Below are 17,664 nucleotides of genomic sequence, written 5' to 3'. Positions count from 1 at the left end.
CGCGAGAAATCGATTCCTGGCCCCTCCTTGACAGCGTGTGACCGCTGCCACATACTCGCGCCAGTAATCGTTTTCTCGCGGTGGACGGAGTGTCGGCCCGATGCGGATCTCCATCGCCCGTGTGCGAACGGTGACCCTGGGCACCGGCGCCGCCGTCGTCATCGCCGCGATCGCCGGTTGCGCAGCAGACTCCGCAGCAGACTCCGGAGGGACAGCAATGACGGCACAGGCCACGCCGACGCGGACGCTGAGCGGCGTCTCCGACGTGACCGAGGTGTCGCGGCTGACCGGACCCGACTCACCGAACCACACCGACGCCTACGAGATCGCCGGCACCGACCTCGGCTCGATGTTCGAGGCGGGAGGCAAGACCTGGTTCGTCTTCGGTGACACCTTCGGCCAGCGCGAGCCGGGCCTGACCGGAGGCGGCGGCACCGAGTGGCGCTCCAACGCGCTGGCCTGGACCACCGACGAGGACCCGACCGACGGCATCACGCTCGAGGGCTTCGTCCTCGACGAGGCCGGACGGGCGGCCGAGCTCATCCCGTCGCAGAAGGTCGACCACGTCGAGATGACCGCGATCCCGACGTACGGGTTCGAGGCCAACGGCGCGATGTACCTCCAGTTCATGTCCGTCAACCACTGGGGCGACCCGGGCGTGTGGGACGCCAACCACGCCGGCCTCGCGAAGTCGACCGACGCCGGTCGCACCTGGACGGTCCTCGACGAGCCCCGCTGGCCCGGCGAGACCAACTTCGTCCAGGTCAGCGTCGCCGAGATCGACGATGAGCTGTTCTTCTGGTCGGTGCCCGCCGGCCGCTTCGGCGGCGTGCAGCTGATGAAGGTGCCCACGCGGGACGTCGAGGACCTCGACGCCTATCGCTACTTCGTCGGCACGGATGACGACGAGCCGCGATGGAGCGAGCGGATGGAGGACGCCGCGACGATCGTCGACGACACGGTCGGTGAGCTGTCGGTCGTCTGGAACGACTACCTCGACAGCTGGCTGATGAGCTACAGCGACGGCGCCGACGCCGGCACCGCGCTGCGGCAGGCGCCGACCCCGTGGGGTCCGTGGGGAGATCCCGTCACCCTTCTCTCGCAGAGCGACGTGCCCGGGCTCTACGCGCCCTACCTGAAGCAGGGCTACACCGCAGACCACGGCAGGACGATCTACTTCAGCCTGTCCAAGTGGGATCCGTACAACGTGTATTGGTACCGGGCCGACCTGGTCGCGAAGTGACCTGGGCACTTCTGACGAGCAACGCCGCACACCCCGACAAAGGAGATTCGATGTCCCTGCGTAGACGAAAGCTGTGGTCCGCCGCGGGCGCAGTCGTGGCTGCCTCCCTGGTCCTGAGCAGCTGTGGCGGGTCCGGTGGCGACAACGAGGAGTCCGACGGCAAGGCCCACGTGATCTTCTGGCAGCAGAAGTTCGAGGACTACCAGCAGGAGTGGTTCAAGCAGCACGTCGACGACTTCAACGCCTCACAGGACGAGGTCGAGGTCGAGTACGTCGTCGTACCCGCCGAGGCGTGGCAGCAGAAGCTGAAGGCCGCCCAGGCCGCCGGCAACCAGCCCGACGTGGCGACCACGAACTACGGTGGCATCCGTCCCGGCGCGGCGTCCGGACAGTTCATGCCGCTCGACGGCCTGCTCCCGGAGGACCGGTTCGCCGACATCAAGGACAACGTCAAGGAGTTCGTCACGGTCGACGACAAGCACTACGCGTACCCGATGCTCGTCGAGCCGTCGACCGTGCTCTACTACCGCACCGACCTCGCCAAGGCCGCCGGCCTGGACCCGGACAGCCCACCCACGACCTGGGACGAGCTCGTGAGCTGGGCGGAGGCGCTCACCGACGGCAAGACCAAGGGCATGACGATCGCCTCGACGCAGGGCGACCTCGCATGGTCGAGCTGGGGCCTCCAGCTCAACGCCTGCGGTGACTTCCCGCTCCGTGGCGACTGGTCCTCCGCCGACGCCACCGACCCGTGCTACGCCGATCTCATCGACCTCTACACCCGGCTCTACCAGGGCGGCTTCATGCCGGAGACGCCCAAGGTCGCCTACCCCGACGCCCTGCCGTACGGCGAGGGCGAGGTCGCGATGATGGCCAACGGCTCCTGGGCCATCGGCCAGCTCAAGAACGACTTCCCGGATCTGGTCGACAAGACCGCCGTGGCACCGTTCCCGAGCATCGACGGCGACGAGACCAAGCCGACCGCCACGCTCGGCGGGTGGACCCTGACGGTCGACGGCAAGGCCGACGACCCCGAGGCCGCCGCGGCGTTCATCGACTACCTGGTCGCGGGCGACCCGGAGATCATGGCCGACTTCTTCAAGATGAGCGGGCTGTCGAAGTACACCGTGCGCACCTCGGTCGACGAGGTCCTGGCCAACGACCCGAAGGCCAAGGAGGACCCGTTCATGCAGACCATCTCCGACCAGGTCGTGCCGTACGGCATGCCCGAGCCCGCCTACCCGATCGACATCTCCAACGCGATGGCCACCGCCATCGAGTCGGTCATGAAGGGCAGTGCCTCCGCGGAGGACGCCCTGGCGACGGCCAACGACGCCATGGACGAGATCATCGAGAAGCAGGGCCTCGCCGGCGCCGGCGAAGGCTGACAGGATCCCGGCCGGCGCCCGCTCGACCCGGGCGCCGGCCGGCCCCCACCATCCGACCACGAGGAGGCGAAGGCGATGACCACAGCGGACACGAGGGTGGCCGTCGAGGCAACGCCGCAGGCCCCGGGACCACGGGGTCGGGCGCGCCGACGTACGCCGCGTCCGAGCGCGACGCCCCGGCACCTCCAGTCCGACCTGACGGCCTACCTCATGATCGCGCCGATGGTGGTGCTGCTCGGGATCTTCGTGTTCTGGCCGCTGGTCTACTCGTTCTGGCTGAGCCTCCACTCGATCAACTTCTACCTGGGCAACGAGTGGGTCGGCACCCAGTTCTACCGCTACGTGCTCACCGACGAGCGCTTCTGGGACTCGATCAAGGTCGGCGTGACCTACGCGGTGATGGTCGTGCCGACCGGCATGGTGATCTCGCTGATCCTCGCGATGTTCATCAAGACGTTGCGGGGCCGGACGGCGTCGGTCATGAAGACGGTCGTCTACCTGCCCGCCGTGCTCTCCAGCGTGATCGCGGCGATCCTCTTCGCCTTCATGGGGCAGGACGCCGGCCTGATCAACGCGGCCATCGGGGTGGTCGGCATCGAGCCGATCGCGTGGCTGAACAGCCCGACCTTCGCGCTGCCCGCGGTCGCGCTCGCCGGCGTCTGGCTCGGCCTCGGCGTCAGCACGCTGATCCTGCTCTCGGCGTTGAACGAGATCCCCGAGAGCTACTACGAGTCGGCCGCGCTCGACGGGGCCAGCTTCCTCCAGCAGACCTGGTACATCACGATCCCGCTGCTGCGCAACGTCTTCCTCTTCCTGCTGGTCACCGGATTCACGCTGACCATCCAGGAGTTCCAGCTGCCCCTGATCATGACCAACGGCGGCCCCGTGGGAGCCACGAAGACGCCCAACCTCTTCATCTTCGACAGCTTCCGGGAGAACACGCCGTACTCGACGAGCTTCTCCCTCGCGGCGGCCCTCCTGCTGTTCCTCGTCCTCGGTGCGATCTCGCTGGTGATCTTCCGGCTGCTCCGCTCCGAGAAGGCCATCGACGCATGAGCTCCGACCAGCGCAGCGGCGCGGCACCGGGAAGGGTGAGCCAGATGCACGGCACGGTCGCGCAGCGGACGATCAAGGGCCTCTTCACCCTGCTGATCGCGATCGCGATCCTCTTCCCCGTCGCGTGGATGGCGATCGCCGCGTTCAAGAGCAAGACCGAAGTGCTGCGGTCGCCGTTCCAGTTCTTCCCCGACACGTGGGACCCCCAGAACTACGTCGACATGCTCCAGGACGACGAGTTCATGCGCGCGATGACCGTGACGTTCATCGGTGCGCTCGTCTTCACCGCGCTGAGCCTGCTGGTGAACTCGCTCGCCGCCTACGCCTTCGCCCGGCTGGACTTCAGGTTCAAGCGGTTCTGGTGGGTCTACTGCATCACGCCGATGTTCGTGCCGATGATGGCGATCCTGCTGACGTCGTTCATGGTCGTCACCAAGCTCGGCATGCTGAACACGATGGCGGTGCTGATCATCCCGGGCGTCGCGTCGTCGCTGCAGATGTTCTTCCTGCGCCAGTTCTACCTGGGCCACCCCGCTGCGATCGAGGAGGCGGCGCTGATCGACGGCGCCAACCGCTGGCAGATCTTCTGGACGATCTTCCTGCCGCAGTCGAAGGCGCCGTTCGTCGTCGTCGGGTGCGCGTCGTTCCTGGCCTACTGGAACGCCTACGTCTGGCCGGTGCTCACCATCACCGACCCGAACCTGACCCAGATCATGCAGGTCCTCGGCAACTTCCGGTCCGAGCGCGGCGTCGAGTGGGGCCTGCTCATGGCCGGCTCGGCCATCGCCACCCTGCCCACGATCATCCTGCTGCTGATCTTCCAGCGCTACATCGTCTCCGGCGTCCGGATGGCCGGCATCAAGTAGGTGGCCCGGTGGCCGGGCGGCCGCCGATCCGGCGCGTGAGGGCAGCGGCGGTGGCGCCCACGGCCTCGCTGAGCCCAGGAGGGTCCTCGGGGTCGGGGTAGGTCACCGCGACCGCTGCGACCGGATGCTGGTTGTGGTCGAGCACCGCCGCCGCGACGCTGGCGAGCCCCGGCGTCACCTCGCCGTGCTCGGTGGCGTGGCCGCGCTGCCGGGTGTCGCTGAGCACCCGGCGCAGCCCGCTCAAGGTGCGCGGTCCGACTCCGTGCCGATCCACGAAGTCGGAGGGCTGCGAGTAGAGCGCCCGCACCTGCGGTGCGGACAGGTCGGCGAGGATCGCCCGGCCGCTGGCCGTCAGGTGCGCGGGGAGCCGGACTCCGACATCGGTCACCAGCGGCGGCCGCCCCGGCGCGCGCTCCTCCACGACGTACAGCACCTCCCGGCCGTGCAGCACCGCGAGGTGCGCGGAGTGGCCGGTCCGGTCGACCAGGGCGGCGAGCGGGCGGCGGGCCAGGCGCTGGAGCGGCTCCTGCCGGGCGTAGCCGCTGCCGAGCTCGAACGCCGCGAGTCCCAGCCCGTAGCGGTGCTCGTCGGCGACGTGGACGACGAAACCCTCGTCGATCATCGCGTTCAGCAGGTGGTACGTCGTGCTGCGGGGCAGCTCGCAGGCGCGCATGATCCGGTCGAGCGGGACCGGGTCGGGCTGGCCGGCCAGGAAGCGCAGCACCCGCATCGCGCGGGTCGCGGCCGGCACCTGGCTCATGGCCGCAGGGTACGGCCTGGGCCGGGCCGGGCCGGGTCAGCCCTTGCGGTGCGTGCCCGTGCCGGGCTCGTAGTCGTCGGCCCGGTGGTCGACGTCGGGGTCGATGGCGTCCGCCTCGCGGATGGCGTCCTCCTGGCGCGCCTGCTCCATCTGCAGGCCGCGACGGGCCTCGGCCGCCTCCTGCTCCGCGCGCTCCGCCTCCGCCCGGGCGACCGCCGCCCGGCTCTCGGACGCGGCGGCATCCCGCTGCGAGTCCCGGATCGGCTCGACGTGGTCGGCGGCGCGGGAGCGCGCCTGGGTCGCGCGGTGGCGCTGGTGGCTGCGGCGGCGACGCGTGGTCAGGACCGCCGCGGCCGCGATCAGCAGCACGAGCACGACGGCGATGACGATGATGGTGGTGGTCATGACCCCTCCTCGGTGGTGTCCCCCGACCCAGGAACGCCGTACCCGCCCTGCCGTCCCGTACTCCTGCCCGGTCCGCGTCACGGCGCACGGGCCTCACGAGAGCGGTCGCTCCGCGCGCGTCGGCACCAGCGGTGCGGCGACGACGGGGAAGAGGGCGGCGACGGCGAAGGCCGCGGCGTACCCGAGGTGGCCGATCGCCAGCCCGGCCAGTGGCGGCACGGCGGAGGCGGCGAGGAACTGCGCGGTGTTCTGCATGCCGAGCGCCCGGCCGGACCAGTGCGGCCCGGCGCGTTCGGCGACCGCGGTGAACGCGAGGCCGTTGTCGGCGACCGTGACGAGCGTGGCGACGACGACCAGCAGCACGGCGACCGCCAGGTCGAGAGCAGCCGTGAGGCCGAGCAGCGCCATGCTGAGCGCCGCTGCGAGCGCCACCCAGCGCAGGGGGCGCATCCGGCTGCCGACGACGTCGGAGAGGTGGCCCACCGCGATCCTGCCGAGCGCGCCGGCCACCTGCGCGACCGCGACCAGCGCGCCCGCGGCGGCGGGGGACCAGCCCCGGTCCTGCACGAGCCAGACCAGCGCGAAGGACCACACCAGGAACTGCGGCACGACCAGCAGCACCGAGACGCCGTGGATGCGGGCGAGGTAGGAGTCGTCGCGGTAGGGGTTGCCGACCGCCGCGCCCTCGCGGCGTCCCGGCCGGGGCGGGTCGACCACGACCGCGGCGACGAGGAGCCCGGCCAGCGCGCAGGCGATGGTCGGCACCCACAGCGCTGCGTGCACGCCGTACGCGTCGGCGGTGACCGCGATCGAGAGTGCGGCGACACCGACTCCGACCGGCTGGGACATCTGGCGGATGCCCATCGCCAGCCCGCGCCGCTCGGGCGGGAACCAACCCACGACCACCCGCCCGCTCGCGGCGTTCGTGCTCGCCGCCGCGCCACCGGCGAGGAAGAGCGTGACGACGAGCAGCGCGAGTCCGCCGGACAGCGCGCTCGCGAGGCCGGCCAGCGCCGTGGCGCCGAGGCCGATCAGGAGCACGAAGCGCTCGCCGCGCCGGTCCGTCACCCATCCCCAGGCGACCAGCGTCAGCACCACGCCGACCGTCGGTGCGGCCGCGACCAGCCCGGCCTCCGCGAGCGTCATCCCCTCCCGCGAGTGCAGGGCCGGGATCAGGAACGCCGGACCGTGGATCATCACCGCGGCCGCGGCCTGCGCCAGGGTGCTCGCCGCGAGCATCAGCCACCGGCGCGCGGTGCCGACGGTGCGGACGGAACGGTCCGGTGCGGCCTGGCCCGGTCGTTGGCGCAGAGACACGCCCCCAGTCAACGCCGCGCCGGCCCGTGCGTCCGCCGCTGTCTTGCAGTGTGGCCCGGCTAGTTGCCGCTCCGGCCGATCCGTAGCCGCGCGGTCGCCAGGTCGAGCACGGCGCCGGTGCCGTCGAGCAGGGAGACCCGGAGCCCGACCACCTTCATCCCGGTCTTGAGCCTCTCGACGACCAGCGGCTCGAGCTTGGCGACTCCCGGGATCTCGAGCGGGCCCGTGTCGGGGAAGGTCATCCGCTCGCCGTTGACCGTCACCGCACCGAGCGACGAGCCGTCCCAGCTGCGCTTGATCTTCCTGCCCTTCCGCTCGACGGTCGCCTGGGCGACGATGCCCTCGATCTTCAGCGCCCCGCCGAGGTCGATGTCGGCGACCTTCGCCCGGGCGAAGCCCCAGGTCCCGTCGGTCTGGGTGCCCATGCCCTCGCTGGTCATCGCGCCGATCTTCACCTGGCCGGCGAGGTCGATGCCGGCCAGCGACGACTTCCGGACCTCGCCGCCGGTGCCCTGGCAGGGGACCCGCTGCACGGGGTTGCGGCCGAGGCTGACCAGGTCGCCGCCGAGCGAGCCGCTCACGCCGTACGCCGAGCCCGCGAAGACGCCCTTGCGGATGCCGCTGAAGATCTCGGTGCCCGCGTGCGCGACGCGCACCCGCGTATCGGTCGGGATGAGGTGCACCAGGAGGCCGTTGGCGTACGCCCGGGCCTTGTCCTTCTTCTCCCGCGTCCAGGTCGAGCCCAGCGAGATGGTCGCGACGTTCGGGATCGTGATCGGCTGCCCCGGCACAGGGAGCTTCAGCTCCTGCGGCTGTCCCTCGGGCGGTGTGAAGGTCAGGCCGCCGAGGTCGGTGTTGGTGTAGGCGTGGAAGCCGCTGGCGTCGTGCGACGCCTTCGCGGTGGTGGTGATCGCGGACAGGCTCAGCGTGCCGAGGGGCGAGTCGCTGAGCACGACCTCGCCGACGCTGTGCCGGGTGGTGACCGCCACCTCGTCGCCGGTCTGGCTGGTCCAGGTGCGCGTCTTCGTCGCGGAGACCGTGCCGAGGCCGGGGATCTCGACCGATGCCAGGTCGTTGCTGCGGTCGATGCCCGCCTTGTTGGTGCACCCGATGACCGCCAGGGCAGTGGCGCCGGCAGCGGCGGGGATCTGACCGCCCTTGACGTCGGTCGCGAAGCCGGAGCTGCGGAGCGCGAACTCGGTGGGAGTGCGACCGCGCCTGCGCTCGGTCGCGCTCACGTCGGTCGACCTGTCCGAGCCCGGGGCGGCACTCCGGCCGTCCTGGGCGGGACTCTCCTGCGCCGGTCGTCCCGCGTCGGCTGGACCGGCCAGCGCCATGGGGGCGACGAGGCCGAACGTCGCGGCGACGGCGGCGGTCAGGGCGGCACGGGGTCTGGGTCGTGGCATGAACATCCCTCCGGGTCAGCTCGTCCGGGATGCTCCCTCCCGGCCCGAGGTCGAGCGTCGACGTGTGATTGCCCCCGCTTCGCGGGGTACAACCCCGATAGGTAGAACGCGTTACTGTGAGCCGGGTCACGCCGGCCTGCGCCCGACGGTCTCGGATCCCAGACGCGCGCGTGCGCCGGCGCGCTGGTGACGCCCGGCACCGGCGGGGAGGATGGCGACCATGACCACCGGTGCGCCCCCTGCCCGCCCGCCCGTCGAGGTCGAGGTCGGCGTCGGCGCCGTCACGGTCGACGACCTGATCCGCGTCGCCCGGGAGGGCGCGTCGGTCCGGCTCGACGACGAGGCCCTGATCGCCGTCGATCACGCCCGGGCGGTGGTCGACGAGCTCGCCGAGGCGCCGATCCCGGCGTACGGCGTCTCGACCGGGTTCGGCGCGCTCGCGACCCGCCACATCCCGACGGAGATGCGCGCCCAGCTGCAGCGCTCCCTCGTGCGGTCGCACGCTGCCGGTTCCGGGGCCGAGGTCGAGCGCGAGGTGGTGCGGGCCCTCATGCTGCTGCGCCTCTCCACGCTGGCGACCGGCCACACCGGCGTACGCCGCGAGACCGCAGAGCTGCTCGCGGCGCTGCTGACCCACGGGATCACGCCGGTGGTGCGGGAGCACGGCTCGCTCGGCTGCTCGGGCGACCTGGCGCCGCTGTCGCACTGCGCGCTGGCGCTGATGGGCGAGGGCGAGGTGCGCGACAACTCCGGCACGCTCCTCCCCGCCGCGGAGGCGCTGGCCGCCGCCGGCCTCACGCCGGTCGAGCTGGCGGCCAAGGAGGGCCTGGCGCTGATCAACGGCACCGACGGCATGCTCGGGATGCTGGTGCTGGCGATCACCGACCTGCGCCGGCTGTTGCGCACCGCCGACGTGGCCGCGGCGATGTCGGTCGAGGCGCAGCTCGGCACCGACCGCGTGTTCGCCCCCGAGCTGCAGGCGCTTCGCCCGCACCCGGGCCAGGCCGACTCGGCCGCCAACCTGGTCGCGCTGCTCGCGGACTCCGGTGTCGTCGCGTCACACCGGGGTCCGGACTGCAACCGGGTGCAGGACGCGTACTCGCTGCGATGCTCGCCGCAGGTGCACGGCGCCGCGCGCGACACCGTCGAGCACGCGACGCTCGTGGCCGGGCGCGAGCTCGCCTCGGCCGTCGACAACCCGGTGGTGCTCGCGGCGGAGGGACGGGTGGAGAGCAACGGCAACTTCCACGGCGCTCCCATCGCCTACGTGCTCGACTTCCTCGCGATCGCCGCCGCAGACGTGGCGTCGATCAGCGAACGGCGTACCGACCGCTTCCTCGACAAGGCCCGCAACCACGGGCTGCCGCCGTTCCTCGCCGACGACCCCGGGGTCGACAGCGGACACATGATCGCGCAGTACACGCAGGCGGCCATCGTCTCCGAGATGAAGCGGCTCGCGGTGCCCGCGTCGGTCGACTCGATCCCCTCCAGCGCCATGCAGGAGGACCACGTGTCGATGGGCTGGTCGGCCGGCCGCAAGCTGCGTCGGGCGGTCGACGGCCTGACCCGGGTGGTCGCGATCGAGGTGCTCACGGCCGCGCGGGCGCTCGACCTGCGTGCGCCGCTCGAGCCGTCGCCGGCGACGGGCGCCGTGGTCGCGCTGCTGCGCTCCTCGGGCATCGCGGGACCCGGTCCCGACCGGCACCTCTCGCCGGAGATCGAGGCCGCGGTCGGCCTGGTCGACTCGGGCGACGTGCTGCGCGCCGCGGAGGGCGTGGTGGGCGAGCTCCGCTGAGCGCGTCTGGGCGGCACCGGGGAAGGCCACCCCTCAGGTCCGGACCGATCCGGTCGATGGACCGTTCTGTCCCGGGTCGAGAGGCGACCCGACCAGGAGGTATACCCGTGTCCAACCCCTCGCCCGTCTCCCTGGGCGCGCGCCTCGGCGGACTGTCGCTGCGGACTCGCCTGCTCGCCGGCTTCCTCGTGGTCTCGCTGGCCAGTGTCGTGATCGCCGGCTTCGCCCTGACCCGCATGAACAACATCAGCGACCGTGCCGAGGCCGTCTACGAGCGCGGCACCGTCCAGCTCGACGGGACCCGCAGCCTCGAGGTGCTGTGGTGGGAGTACGCCGCCCACGACGCCCGCACCGCGATCGAGAGCATCCCGGCGGACACGCTGGCCAAGGAGCAGAAGGCCGTCGCCGCGACCTCGCAGGAGCTGGTGGACCGGATCGCCGAGGTCCAGGGCATGGACCTCCCCGACGACGTCGCGGCCAACGTCGCGGCCTTCGCCTCCGCCGTCGACGGCAACAACGCCGTGCTCGACGAGCTGAAGAGCGGCCAGATCGCCCCCGCCGACGTGCCGGCCGCGATCGCCGAGATGGACGAGTACGCCGCCCAGGCCGAGGAGTCGATCACCGCCGCCAACGCCGCCGAGCAGGAGCAGGCCGCCGCCCAGGCGGCGTCGGCCCGCGACGCCTTCGAGTCGGCCCGGACCCTGACCATCGTCATCATCGTCGCCGGCCTGCTCCTCAGCGTCGGTCTTGGTGTCGTCACCGCCCGCGCCGTGGTCGGCCCGATCGACGCGACCCGAGCCGTGCTCGCCCGGGTCGCCGAGGGCGACCTGACCGTCCGGGTCGAGGACGCCGGCTCCCGCGAGATCACCGAGATGAACCGCTCCCTCAACGCGACCCTGGACGCCCTCAGCGCCGTCATGGTGCTGGTGCGCGACTTCGCCCAGCGCCTCGCGGGCTCGTCCTCCGAGCTGCGCGGCACCGCCGGTGCCATCGCCACGAACGTCGAGGGCGTCACCCGGCAGGCCGAGGTCGCCTCGACCTCCGCCGGCGACGTCTCGCGCAACGTCGGCACCGTCGCCTCCGGCTCGGAGCAGATGCAGTCGGCGATCCGCGAGATCGCGCAGAGCGCGAACGCCGCTGCCCAGGTGGCCGGCAATGCGGTCGGCATCGCCGCGACCACGACCGAGACGGTCGGCAAGCTCGGCACCTCGTCGCAGGAGATCGCGTCGGTCGTCAAGACGATCACCTCGATCGCCGAGCAGACCAACCTGCTGGCGCTGAACGCGACCATCGAGGCCGCTCGTGCCGGTGAGGCCGGCAAGGGCTTCGCGGTCGTGGCCGGCGAGGTCAAGGAGCTCGCGCAGGAGACCGCGCGGGCGACGGAGGACATCGCCCGCCGGGTCGAGGCCATCCAGGCCGACACCACCGGCGCCGTCGACGCCATCGGCCAGATCAGCACCGTCATCGCGGAGATCAACGACTTCCAGATGACGATCGCCTCCGCGGTCGAGGAGCAGACCGCCACCACCAACGAGATGAACCGCAACGTGCTCGAGGCGGCCAACGGCTCCGAGGGCATCGCGAGCAACGTCGCAGGCATCGCCGACGCCGCCGCCCAGACGCTCTCGGGCGTCACCGACGCGCAGCGGTCGGCGGGCGAGCTCGCCGACATGGGGGCGCAGCTGGAGGAGGCCGTCGGACGCTTCCGCGTCTGACGCAGACCCGGCTGCACGAGGCGCGGCCCCGTCCTCGGCGAGGACGGGGCCCGTCTCGTATGTGAGACGGCGTCGAGGGCGGGAGGGCTGGCGACGGCGCGGAGTACCTCGTTCACTGGTGGCATGCCGACGCCGAACCCACGCCTCCCCATCCACGCGCCCCACGGGTCCCAGCTCACCGCCCGGTCGTGGCAGACCGAGGCGCCCCTGCGGATGCTGATGAACAACCTCGACCCCGAGGTCGCCGAGCGTCCCGAGGACCTCGTCGTCTACGGCGGCACCGGCAAGGCGGCCCGCAGTTGGGAGGCGTACGACGCGCTCGTGCGCACGCTCACGACCCTCGCGGACGACGAGACGATGCTCGTGCAGTCCGGCAAGCCGGTCGGCGTGATGAAGACCCACGAGTGGGCGCCGCGGGTGCTGATCGCGAACTCCAACCTGGTCGGCGACTGGGCCAACTGGGAGGAGTTCCGCCGGCTCGAGGACCTCGGCCTGACGATGTACGGCCAGATGACCGCCGGGTCGTGGATCTACATCGGCACCCAGGGCATCCTCCAGGGCACGTTCGAGACGTTCGCGGCCGTCGCGGACAAGCGCTTCGAGGGGACGCTCGCCGGAACGATCACCGTCACCGCCGGCCTCGGCGGCATGGGCGGCGCGCAGCCGCTGGCCGTCACGATGAACGACGGCGTCGCGATCTGCATCGAGTGCGACCAGTCGCGCATCCAGCGCCGCATCGACCACCGCTACCTCGACGTCCAGGCGCCGTCCCTCGAGGAGGCCGTGGCGATGGCCGTCGAGGCCCGCGACGAGCGGCGGCCGCTCTCGATCGGCGTCCTCGGCAACGCCGCCGAGCTGTTGCCGCGTCTGCTCGAGCTCGACGCCCCGATCGACATCGTCACCGACCAGACCTCGGCGCACGACCCGCTCTTCTACCTGCCGGCCGGGGTGCCCTTCGAGGAGTGGGAGGCGCGTCGCACGGCCGACCCGGAGGGGTTCACCAAGGAGGCGCAGGCGTCCATGGCCGCGCACGTGCGCGCGATGGTCGAGCTCCAGGACAAGGGTGCCGAGGTCTTCGACTACGGCAACTCGATCCGCGACGAGGCGCGCAAGGGCGGCTACGACCGCGCGTTCGAGTTCCCGGGCTTCGTGCCGGCGTACATCCGGCCGCTCTTCTGCGAGGGCAAGGGCCCGTTCCGCTGGGCGGCGCTCTCGGGCGACCCCGCCGACATCGCCGCGACCGACCGGGCGATCCTCGAGCTCTTCCCTCCCGAGAAATCCAGGGAGTACGAGCGGCTGCGGAAGTGGATCACGATGGCCGGCGAGCGCGTGCACTTCCAGGGCCTGCCGGCGCGCATCTGCTGGCTCGGGTACGGCGAGCGCCACCGCGCGGGGCTCAGGTTCAACGAGATGGTCGCATCGGGCGAGCTGAAGGCGCCGATCGTCATCGGGCGCGACCACCTCGACTGCGGCTCGGTCGCGTCGCCCTACCGCGAGACCGAGGCGATGCTCGACGGCTCCGACGCCATCGCCGACTGGGCGCTGCTCAACGCGCTCGTCAACACCGCCTCCGGCGCGACCTGGGTCTCGATCCACCACGGTGGGGGGGTCGGCATGGGTCGTTCGATCCATGCCGGCCAGGTCTGCGTCGCCGACGGCACCGACCTCGCGGCGCAGAAGATCGAGCGCGTGCTCACCAACGACCCGGGCACGGGGGTGATCCGGCACGTCGACGCCGGCTACGACCGCGCCGTCGAGGTCGCGGCCGAGCGCGGCGTACGGGTCCCGGTCAGTCGGCCCGGACGGTGACCGGCGTCGGCTCGGGGATGGGCGCCGGGGCGACCCGCGCGGTCCGCGCGTGCCAGAACGCCTTCCGGACGCATCCGGCCGCGAGGCCGGACTTCTGCATCCCGGCGAGGTCGCCGGCGCTGTAGCGCGCCCGGAAGTAGCCGTCGGGGTCCGGGAGCCCGTTGGACGGGTACATGAGCTGGTCGGCGTGGTTGACGTGCCGGAGGCCGAAGGCGTGGCCGATCTCGTGGAGCAGCACCTGGCCGGCGGTGAAGGTGGGCCCGTCCCAGCCCTGGTACTGAGTGCCGTTGACCCACTGGTCGGTGTTGAGGGTGACGCCGGACGACTGGATCCGCCAGACCTTCTTGTGACCCTTCCGGGCGATGCCGGAGCGGCCCAGGAGCGGGCCGCCGAGCCCGCCGACCGTCGTGCCCTGGAACTCCTTGATCGCGGTGCTCGGAGCCCAGGCGATGACGAGGTCGATGCCGCGCTTGGGCTTGCCGCGCTTCTTGCGGAACGGCACGAAGTTGGTGGTGCCGGCGTACCGCACCTTGAGTCCGGTCGCCCAGGCCACCTGGTCCATCGCCAGCTTGGCGAGGTCGATGCCGGGCTGGCCGATGTCGGACGCGTTCACCTGGTAGCGGATCTTCTGGCAGGGGTCGAGCAGGTAGCGGTAGCCGCGGCTCTTGGTGAACCCGTGGGACGACGCCGCACCTCGCGGCGCCCACGACGGGCTGACATGGACCTTGGTCGACCGCTTGAACGGCTTCCGGCCGCCGGCGCGGACGCGGACCTTGTGCGTGCCGTACCACTTGAGCTTGCCGTCGACGTGGAACTTGCCGGACTTCTTGCTGTGCCCCCGGGCGAAGGTGCGCCAGCCGCCGGGGAACTTCGCCTGGAGCTGCAGCTTGCGCTTGCCGCCACGCAGCTTCCCCGACGCGGTGATCTTGACGGCGTCGGCGTCGGTGTAGCTGGTGTTGTGCCAGGTCACCTTCCTGCCGCGCTCGAGGGGGTCGGAGGCGGCCGCAGCGCCGGCGAGGGGCAGCGTCGTCAGGGTCGTGGCAATGAGGATCAGGCACGCGAGGCGGGCCACCCGGAGTCGGTTCACGCGCCGTGGATGCCCCGTCTCGCGCTCCCGGAAACCTGTGCGCTCAGAAGACCCGACGCCGGGTGCCGCCGATCGGCACGAGGTTGATCACCAGACCGACGATCGCGAGGATCGCGCCGATCGTGGTCAGGATCGGGATGCCGGCCAGCAGGCCGATGAGCAGCAGGATGACGCCGAGGACGATCATGTTCCCTCCCTTGTCGTGGTCCGGGCTGGACCACGACGGGCTGTACCCGTGGCCCTCGGGGGCCAAACCCGGCCGCCGGCGGGGGCTCAGCTCCGACCGGGACTCTCGAGGATCATCGTGATCGGCCCGTCGTTGACCGAGGCGATGCGCATGTCGGCGCCGAACACGCCGCGCTCGACGTGCGCGCCGAGCCCGGCGAGGGTGTCGCAGACCGCGTCGTAGAGCGGTGCGGACACGGGCCCGGGCGCCGCCGCCTGCCACGTGGGGCGGCGACCCTTCCGCGCGTCGCCGTACAGGGTGAACTGGCTGACGACGAGCACGGAAGCGCCGAGATCGGAAGCCGACTGCTCCTCGCGCATGATCCGCAGCTCCCAGACCTTGCGGGCCATCCAGGTGACGTCGGCGGGTCCGTCGTCGTGGGTGACGCCGAGGTAGACCAGCAGGCCCGGGCCGTCGATCGCGCCGACGGTCTCGCCGTCGACCGTGACGCTCGCCGCGAGGACGCGCTGGACGACCGCCCTCACCGGGTGCTCAGGGCCCGGATCGCGTCGTGGATGCTGAGGGTGCGGCGGGCGGACTCGACGTGGAGTTGCTCGACCATCTTGCCGTGGTGGGTGACGACGCCCGTGCCGGCGCCGTCCTCCCAGGCCCGGATCAGCCCGCGGGCGTCCTCGACGGCCCGCTCGGAGGGCGCGAACGCGCTGTTGGCGCCCTCGACCTGACCCGGGTGGATGAGCGTCTTGCCGTCGAAGCCGAGCTGTCGTCCCTGCTCGCACTCGTCGAGGAAGCCCTCGACGTCCTTCACGTCGTTGTAGACGCCGTCGAGGATCGCGATGCCCGCCGCGCGGGCGGCGAGCAGGGCTGTGTGCAGGCTGGGCAGGATCGGCGCGCGGCCGGGCACGTGCTCGGCGTACAGCTCCTTGACCAGGTCGTTGGTGCCGATCACGAAGCAGGTCAGCCGTTCGCTCGCGCGGGCGATCGCGAGCGCGTCGAGGATCGCCACCGGCGTCTCGATCATCGCCCAGAGCTTCGTGTGGTCGGGGGCGCCGGCCTTGTCCAGGGCGTCGACGAGCTGGTGCACCTCGGCGGCGCTGTTGACCTTCGGGACCACGACGGCGTCGGGACCGGCCTGGGCGATGGCGGCGAGGTCGGCGTCGTGCCACTCGGTGCCGAGGGCGTTGGCGCGGATGGTGACGGTACGACGGCCGTAGTCGCCGCTCGCTGCGGCCGTGCAGGCCGCCTCGCGGGCGCCCTCCTTGGCGTCGGGCGCGACGGCGTCCTCGAGGTCGAGGATGAGGCCGTCGCAGGCGATCGACCTGGCCTTCTCCAGTGCGCGCTCGTTGGAGCCGGGCATGTAGAGCACGCTGCGCAGGGGAGTGAACTCGCTCATGCCTCGATCCCTTCGTACGCCGCCTTCAGCTCGGGGTCGATCGCCGCCAGCTGCTCGGCGAGCTCGACCATCACCAGGCACTGCTTGAGGGAGGCATCGTCCTCCATCTTCCCGTCGAGCATCACCGCGCCGGTGCCGTCGCCCATGGCGGCGACCACGCGACGCGCGTGCACGACGTCCTCGACGCTGGGGGAGAAGACCTCGTGGGCGATGGCGATCTGCTTCGGGTGCAGGCTCCAGGCGCCGACGCAGCCGAGGAGGAAGGCGTTGCGGAACTGGTCCTCGCACGCGGTCGTGTCCGCGATGTCGCCGAACGGGCCGTAGTACGGGTAGATGCCGTGCATCGCGCAGGCGTCGACCATGCGGGCGATCGTGTAGTGCCAGAGGTCCTGCTGGTAGGTCGCCCGGCTCGCCGCCGCCCGGTCGGGGTCGGGGTCCTCGCGCACCAGGTAGCCGGGGTGTCCACCACCGACGCGGGTGGTCTTCATGCGGCGGTCGGCCGCGAGGTCGGCGGGGCCGAGGGAGAGGCCCTGCATGCGCGGGCTGGCGCCGCAGATCTCCTCGACGTTGGCGACGCCGCGTGCCGTCTCGAGGATCGCGTGCACGAGGATCGGTCGCTCCAGGCCGGCCTTCGCCTCGAGCTGGGCCAGCAGTCGGTCGACGTAGTGGATGTCCTCGGCGCCCTGCACCTTCGGCACCATGACCACGTCGAGCCGGTCGCCGATGGCGGGGACGAGGGTGGTGAGGTCATCGAGCACCCAGGGGCTGTCGAGCGCGTTGATCCGGGTCCACAGCTGCGTGGGCCCGAAGTCCGTGGTCTTCGCGATCTCGACCAGGCCCTCGCGGGCGGCGAGCTTGTTGTCGGCCTTGACGGCGTCCTCGAGGTTGCCGAGCAGCACGTCCACGGTGCCGACCATGTCCGGGATCTTCGCCGCCATCTTCGGGTTGCTCGGATCGAAGAAGTGGATCGCCCGGCTCGGTCGCGCGGGGATCTCGGTCAGCGGCGTCGGCGCCCCGACGGCGAGGGGCCGGAAGAAGTCCTTGGCGCTGCGGGATCCGCTCATCGCCGGAACGTAGCAGCGCAGCGTTACCGGCCGGTATGACGGATCTGACACGCGCCGGTCGGACGCCTCGAGGCACGGTGGTTGAGGAAGGCACGCAGAGTCACGGTGGTTGAGGAAGGCGCCCTGGCGCCTGTCTCGAAACCACCCCGAGGTCGTCGGGTACGTCGAGCCGCGCG

The 17,664-nt window shown here is 71.6% G+C and carries 16 protein-coding genes; 7 read left to right on the top strand and 9 right to left on the bottom strand.

What is annotated here, in order from left to right; translation table 11 throughout:
- Positions 1 to 217 precede the first annotated feature (217 nt).
- The 4 genes from PZ894_RS06700 to PZ894_RS06685 all read left to right on the top strand — a co-directional run bounded on the left by PZ894_RS06700 (position 218) and on the right by PZ894_RS06685 (position 4,553).
- Positions 218 to 1,243, top strand: coding sequence for a DUF4185 domain-containing protein (locus tag PZ894_RS06700; protein ID WP_275743719.1), 1,026 nt, complete (start codon positions 218 to 220; stop codon positions 1,241 to 1,243).
- A 50-nt stretch (positions 1,244 to 1,293) separates the two neighbouring features.
- Positions 1,294 to 2,631 (top strand): extracellular solute-binding protein, encoded by a 1,338-nt coding sequence (locus PZ894_RS06695; RefSeq protein WP_275743718.1) that lies wholly within the window; start codon positions 1,294 to 1,296, stop codon positions 2,629 to 2,631.
- A 75-nt stretch (positions 2,632 to 2,706) separates the two neighbouring features.
- Positions 2,707 to 3,687, top strand: a complete 981-nt coding sequence (locus PZ894_RS06690) for a sugar ABC transporter permease (protein WP_275743717.1) — start codon at positions 2,707 to 2,709, stop codon at positions 3,685 to 3,687.
- Positions 3,684 to 4,553 (top strand): carbohydrate ABC transporter permease, encoded by an 870-nt coding sequence (locus tag PZ894_RS06685; RefSeq protein ID WP_275743716.1) that lies wholly within the window; start codon positions 3,684 to 3,686, stop codon positions 4,551 to 4,553. Before PZ894_RS06690 ends, PZ894_RS06685 begins: the two co-directional genes overlap by 4 nt.
- On the opposite strand, the gene PZ894_RS06680 is transcribed toward PZ894_RS06685, so the two are convergent.
- The 4 genes from PZ894_RS06680 to PZ894_RS06665 form a co-directional block, all read right to left on the bottom strand.
- Positions 4,546 to 5,313: an IclR family transcriptional regulator gene (locus PZ894_RS06680; protein ID WP_275743715.1), complete on the bottom strand. Its 768-nt coding sequence runs from the start codon at positions 5,311 to 5,313 to the stop codon at positions 4,546 to 4,548. The genes PZ894_RS06685 and PZ894_RS06680 overlap by 8 nt on opposite strands.
- Positions 5,314 to 5,349: 36 nt before the next feature.
- The gene (locus PZ894_RS06675; protein ID WP_275743714.1) at positions 5,350 to 5,718 is read right to left on the bottom strand and encodes a hypothetical protein; all 369 of its coding nucleotides are present in this window, start codon (positions 5,716 to 5,718) and stop codon (positions 5,350 to 5,352) included.
- 93 nt (positions 5,719 to 5,811) lie between these two features.
- Positions 5,812 to 7,035: an MFS transporter gene (locus PZ894_RS06670; RefSeq protein WP_275743713.1), complete on the bottom strand. Its 1,224-nt coding sequence runs from the start codon at positions 7,033 to 7,035 to the stop codon at positions 5,812 to 5,814.
- Positions 7,036 to 7,094: 59 nt separating this feature from the next.
- Positions 7,095 to 8,441 (bottom strand): choice-of-anchor P family protein, encoded by a 1,347-nt coding sequence (locus tag PZ894_RS06665; RefSeq protein ID WP_275743712.1) that lies wholly within the window; start codon positions 8,439 to 8,441, stop codon positions 7,095 to 7,097.
- Positions 8,442 to 8,661: 220 nt separating this feature from the next.
- Between PZ894_RS06665 and hutH the strand changes: the two genes are divergently transcribed.
- The 3 genes from hutH (at position 8,662) to hutU (ending at position 13,760) form a co-directional block, all read left to right on the top strand.
- Positions 8,662 to 10,236 carry a histidine ammonia-lyase gene (gene hutH, locus PZ894_RS06660; protein WP_275743711.1) on the top strand — a complete coding sequence of 525 codons (1,575 nt, stop codon included), beginning with the start codon at positions 8,662 to 8,664 and terminating at the stop codon, positions 10,234 to 10,236.
- A 107-nt stretch (positions 10,237 to 10,343) separates the two neighbouring features.
- Positions 10,344 to 11,951, top strand: coding sequence for a methyl-accepting chemotaxis protein (locus PZ894_RS06655; RefSeq protein ID WP_275743710.1), 1,608 nt, complete (start codon positions 10,344 to 10,346; stop codon positions 11,949 to 11,951).
- A 123-nt stretch (positions 11,952 to 12,074) separates the two neighbouring features.
- Positions 12,075 to 13,760, top strand: a complete 1,686-nt coding sequence (gene hutU / locus PZ894_RS06650; RefSeq protein ID WP_275743709.1) for a urocanate hydratase — start codon at positions 12,075 to 12,077, stop codon at positions 13,758 to 13,760.
- On the opposite strand, the gene PZ894_RS06645 is transcribed toward hutU, so the two are convergent.
- From PZ894_RS06645 to PZ894_RS06625, 5 genes are all read right to left on the bottom strand, one after another.
- Positions 13,741 to 14,847: a matrixin family metalloprotease gene (locus PZ894_RS06645; protein ID WP_275743708.1), complete on the bottom strand. Its 1,107-nt coding sequence runs from the start codon at positions 14,845 to 14,847 to the stop codon at positions 13,741 to 13,743. The genes hutU and PZ894_RS06645 overlap by 20 nt on opposite strands.
- Positions 14,848 to 14,890: 43 nt before the next feature.
- Complete coding sequence (locus PZ894_RS06640; RefSeq protein ID WP_275743706.1) at positions 14,891 to 15,034, bottom strand: hypothetical protein; 144 nt, start codon at positions 15,032 to 15,034, stop codon at positions 14,891 to 14,893.
- Positions 15,035 to 15,120: 86 nt separating this feature from the next.
- The gene (gene dtd / locus PZ894_RS06635) at positions 15,121 to 15,558 is read right to left on the bottom strand and encodes a D-aminoacyl-tRNA deacylase (RefSeq protein WP_275743704.1); all 438 of its coding nucleotides are present in this window, start codon (positions 15,556 to 15,558) and stop codon (positions 15,121 to 15,123) included.
- On the bottom strand, positions 15,555 to 16,424 hold the full coding sequence (locus PZ894_RS06630; RefSeq protein ID WP_275743702.1) for a CoA ester lyase: 870 nt from the start codon (positions 16,422 to 16,424) through the stop codon (positions 15,555 to 15,557). Before PZ894_RS06630 ends, dtd begins: the two co-directional genes overlap by 4 nt.
- Positions 16,421 to 17,488: a CoA ester lyase gene (locus PZ894_RS06625; RefSeq protein ID WP_275743700.1), complete on the bottom strand. Its 1,068-nt coding sequence runs from the start codon at positions 17,486 to 17,488 to the stop codon at positions 16,421 to 16,423. The genes PZ894_RS06630 and PZ894_RS06625 overlap by 4 nt, the downstream gene beginning before the upstream one ends.
- Between the last annotated feature and the right edge of the window lie 176 nt (positions 17,489 to 17,664).

This window comes from Nocardioides sp. YIM 152315 (genome assembly GCF_029210375.1).
Lineage (GTDB): Bacteria > Actinomycetota > Actinomycetes > Propionibacteriales > Nocardioidaceae > Nocardioides.
The sequence above is the reverse complement of the archived record's forward strand: the minus strand, read 5'-3'. Positions and strand labels throughout refer to the sequence as shown.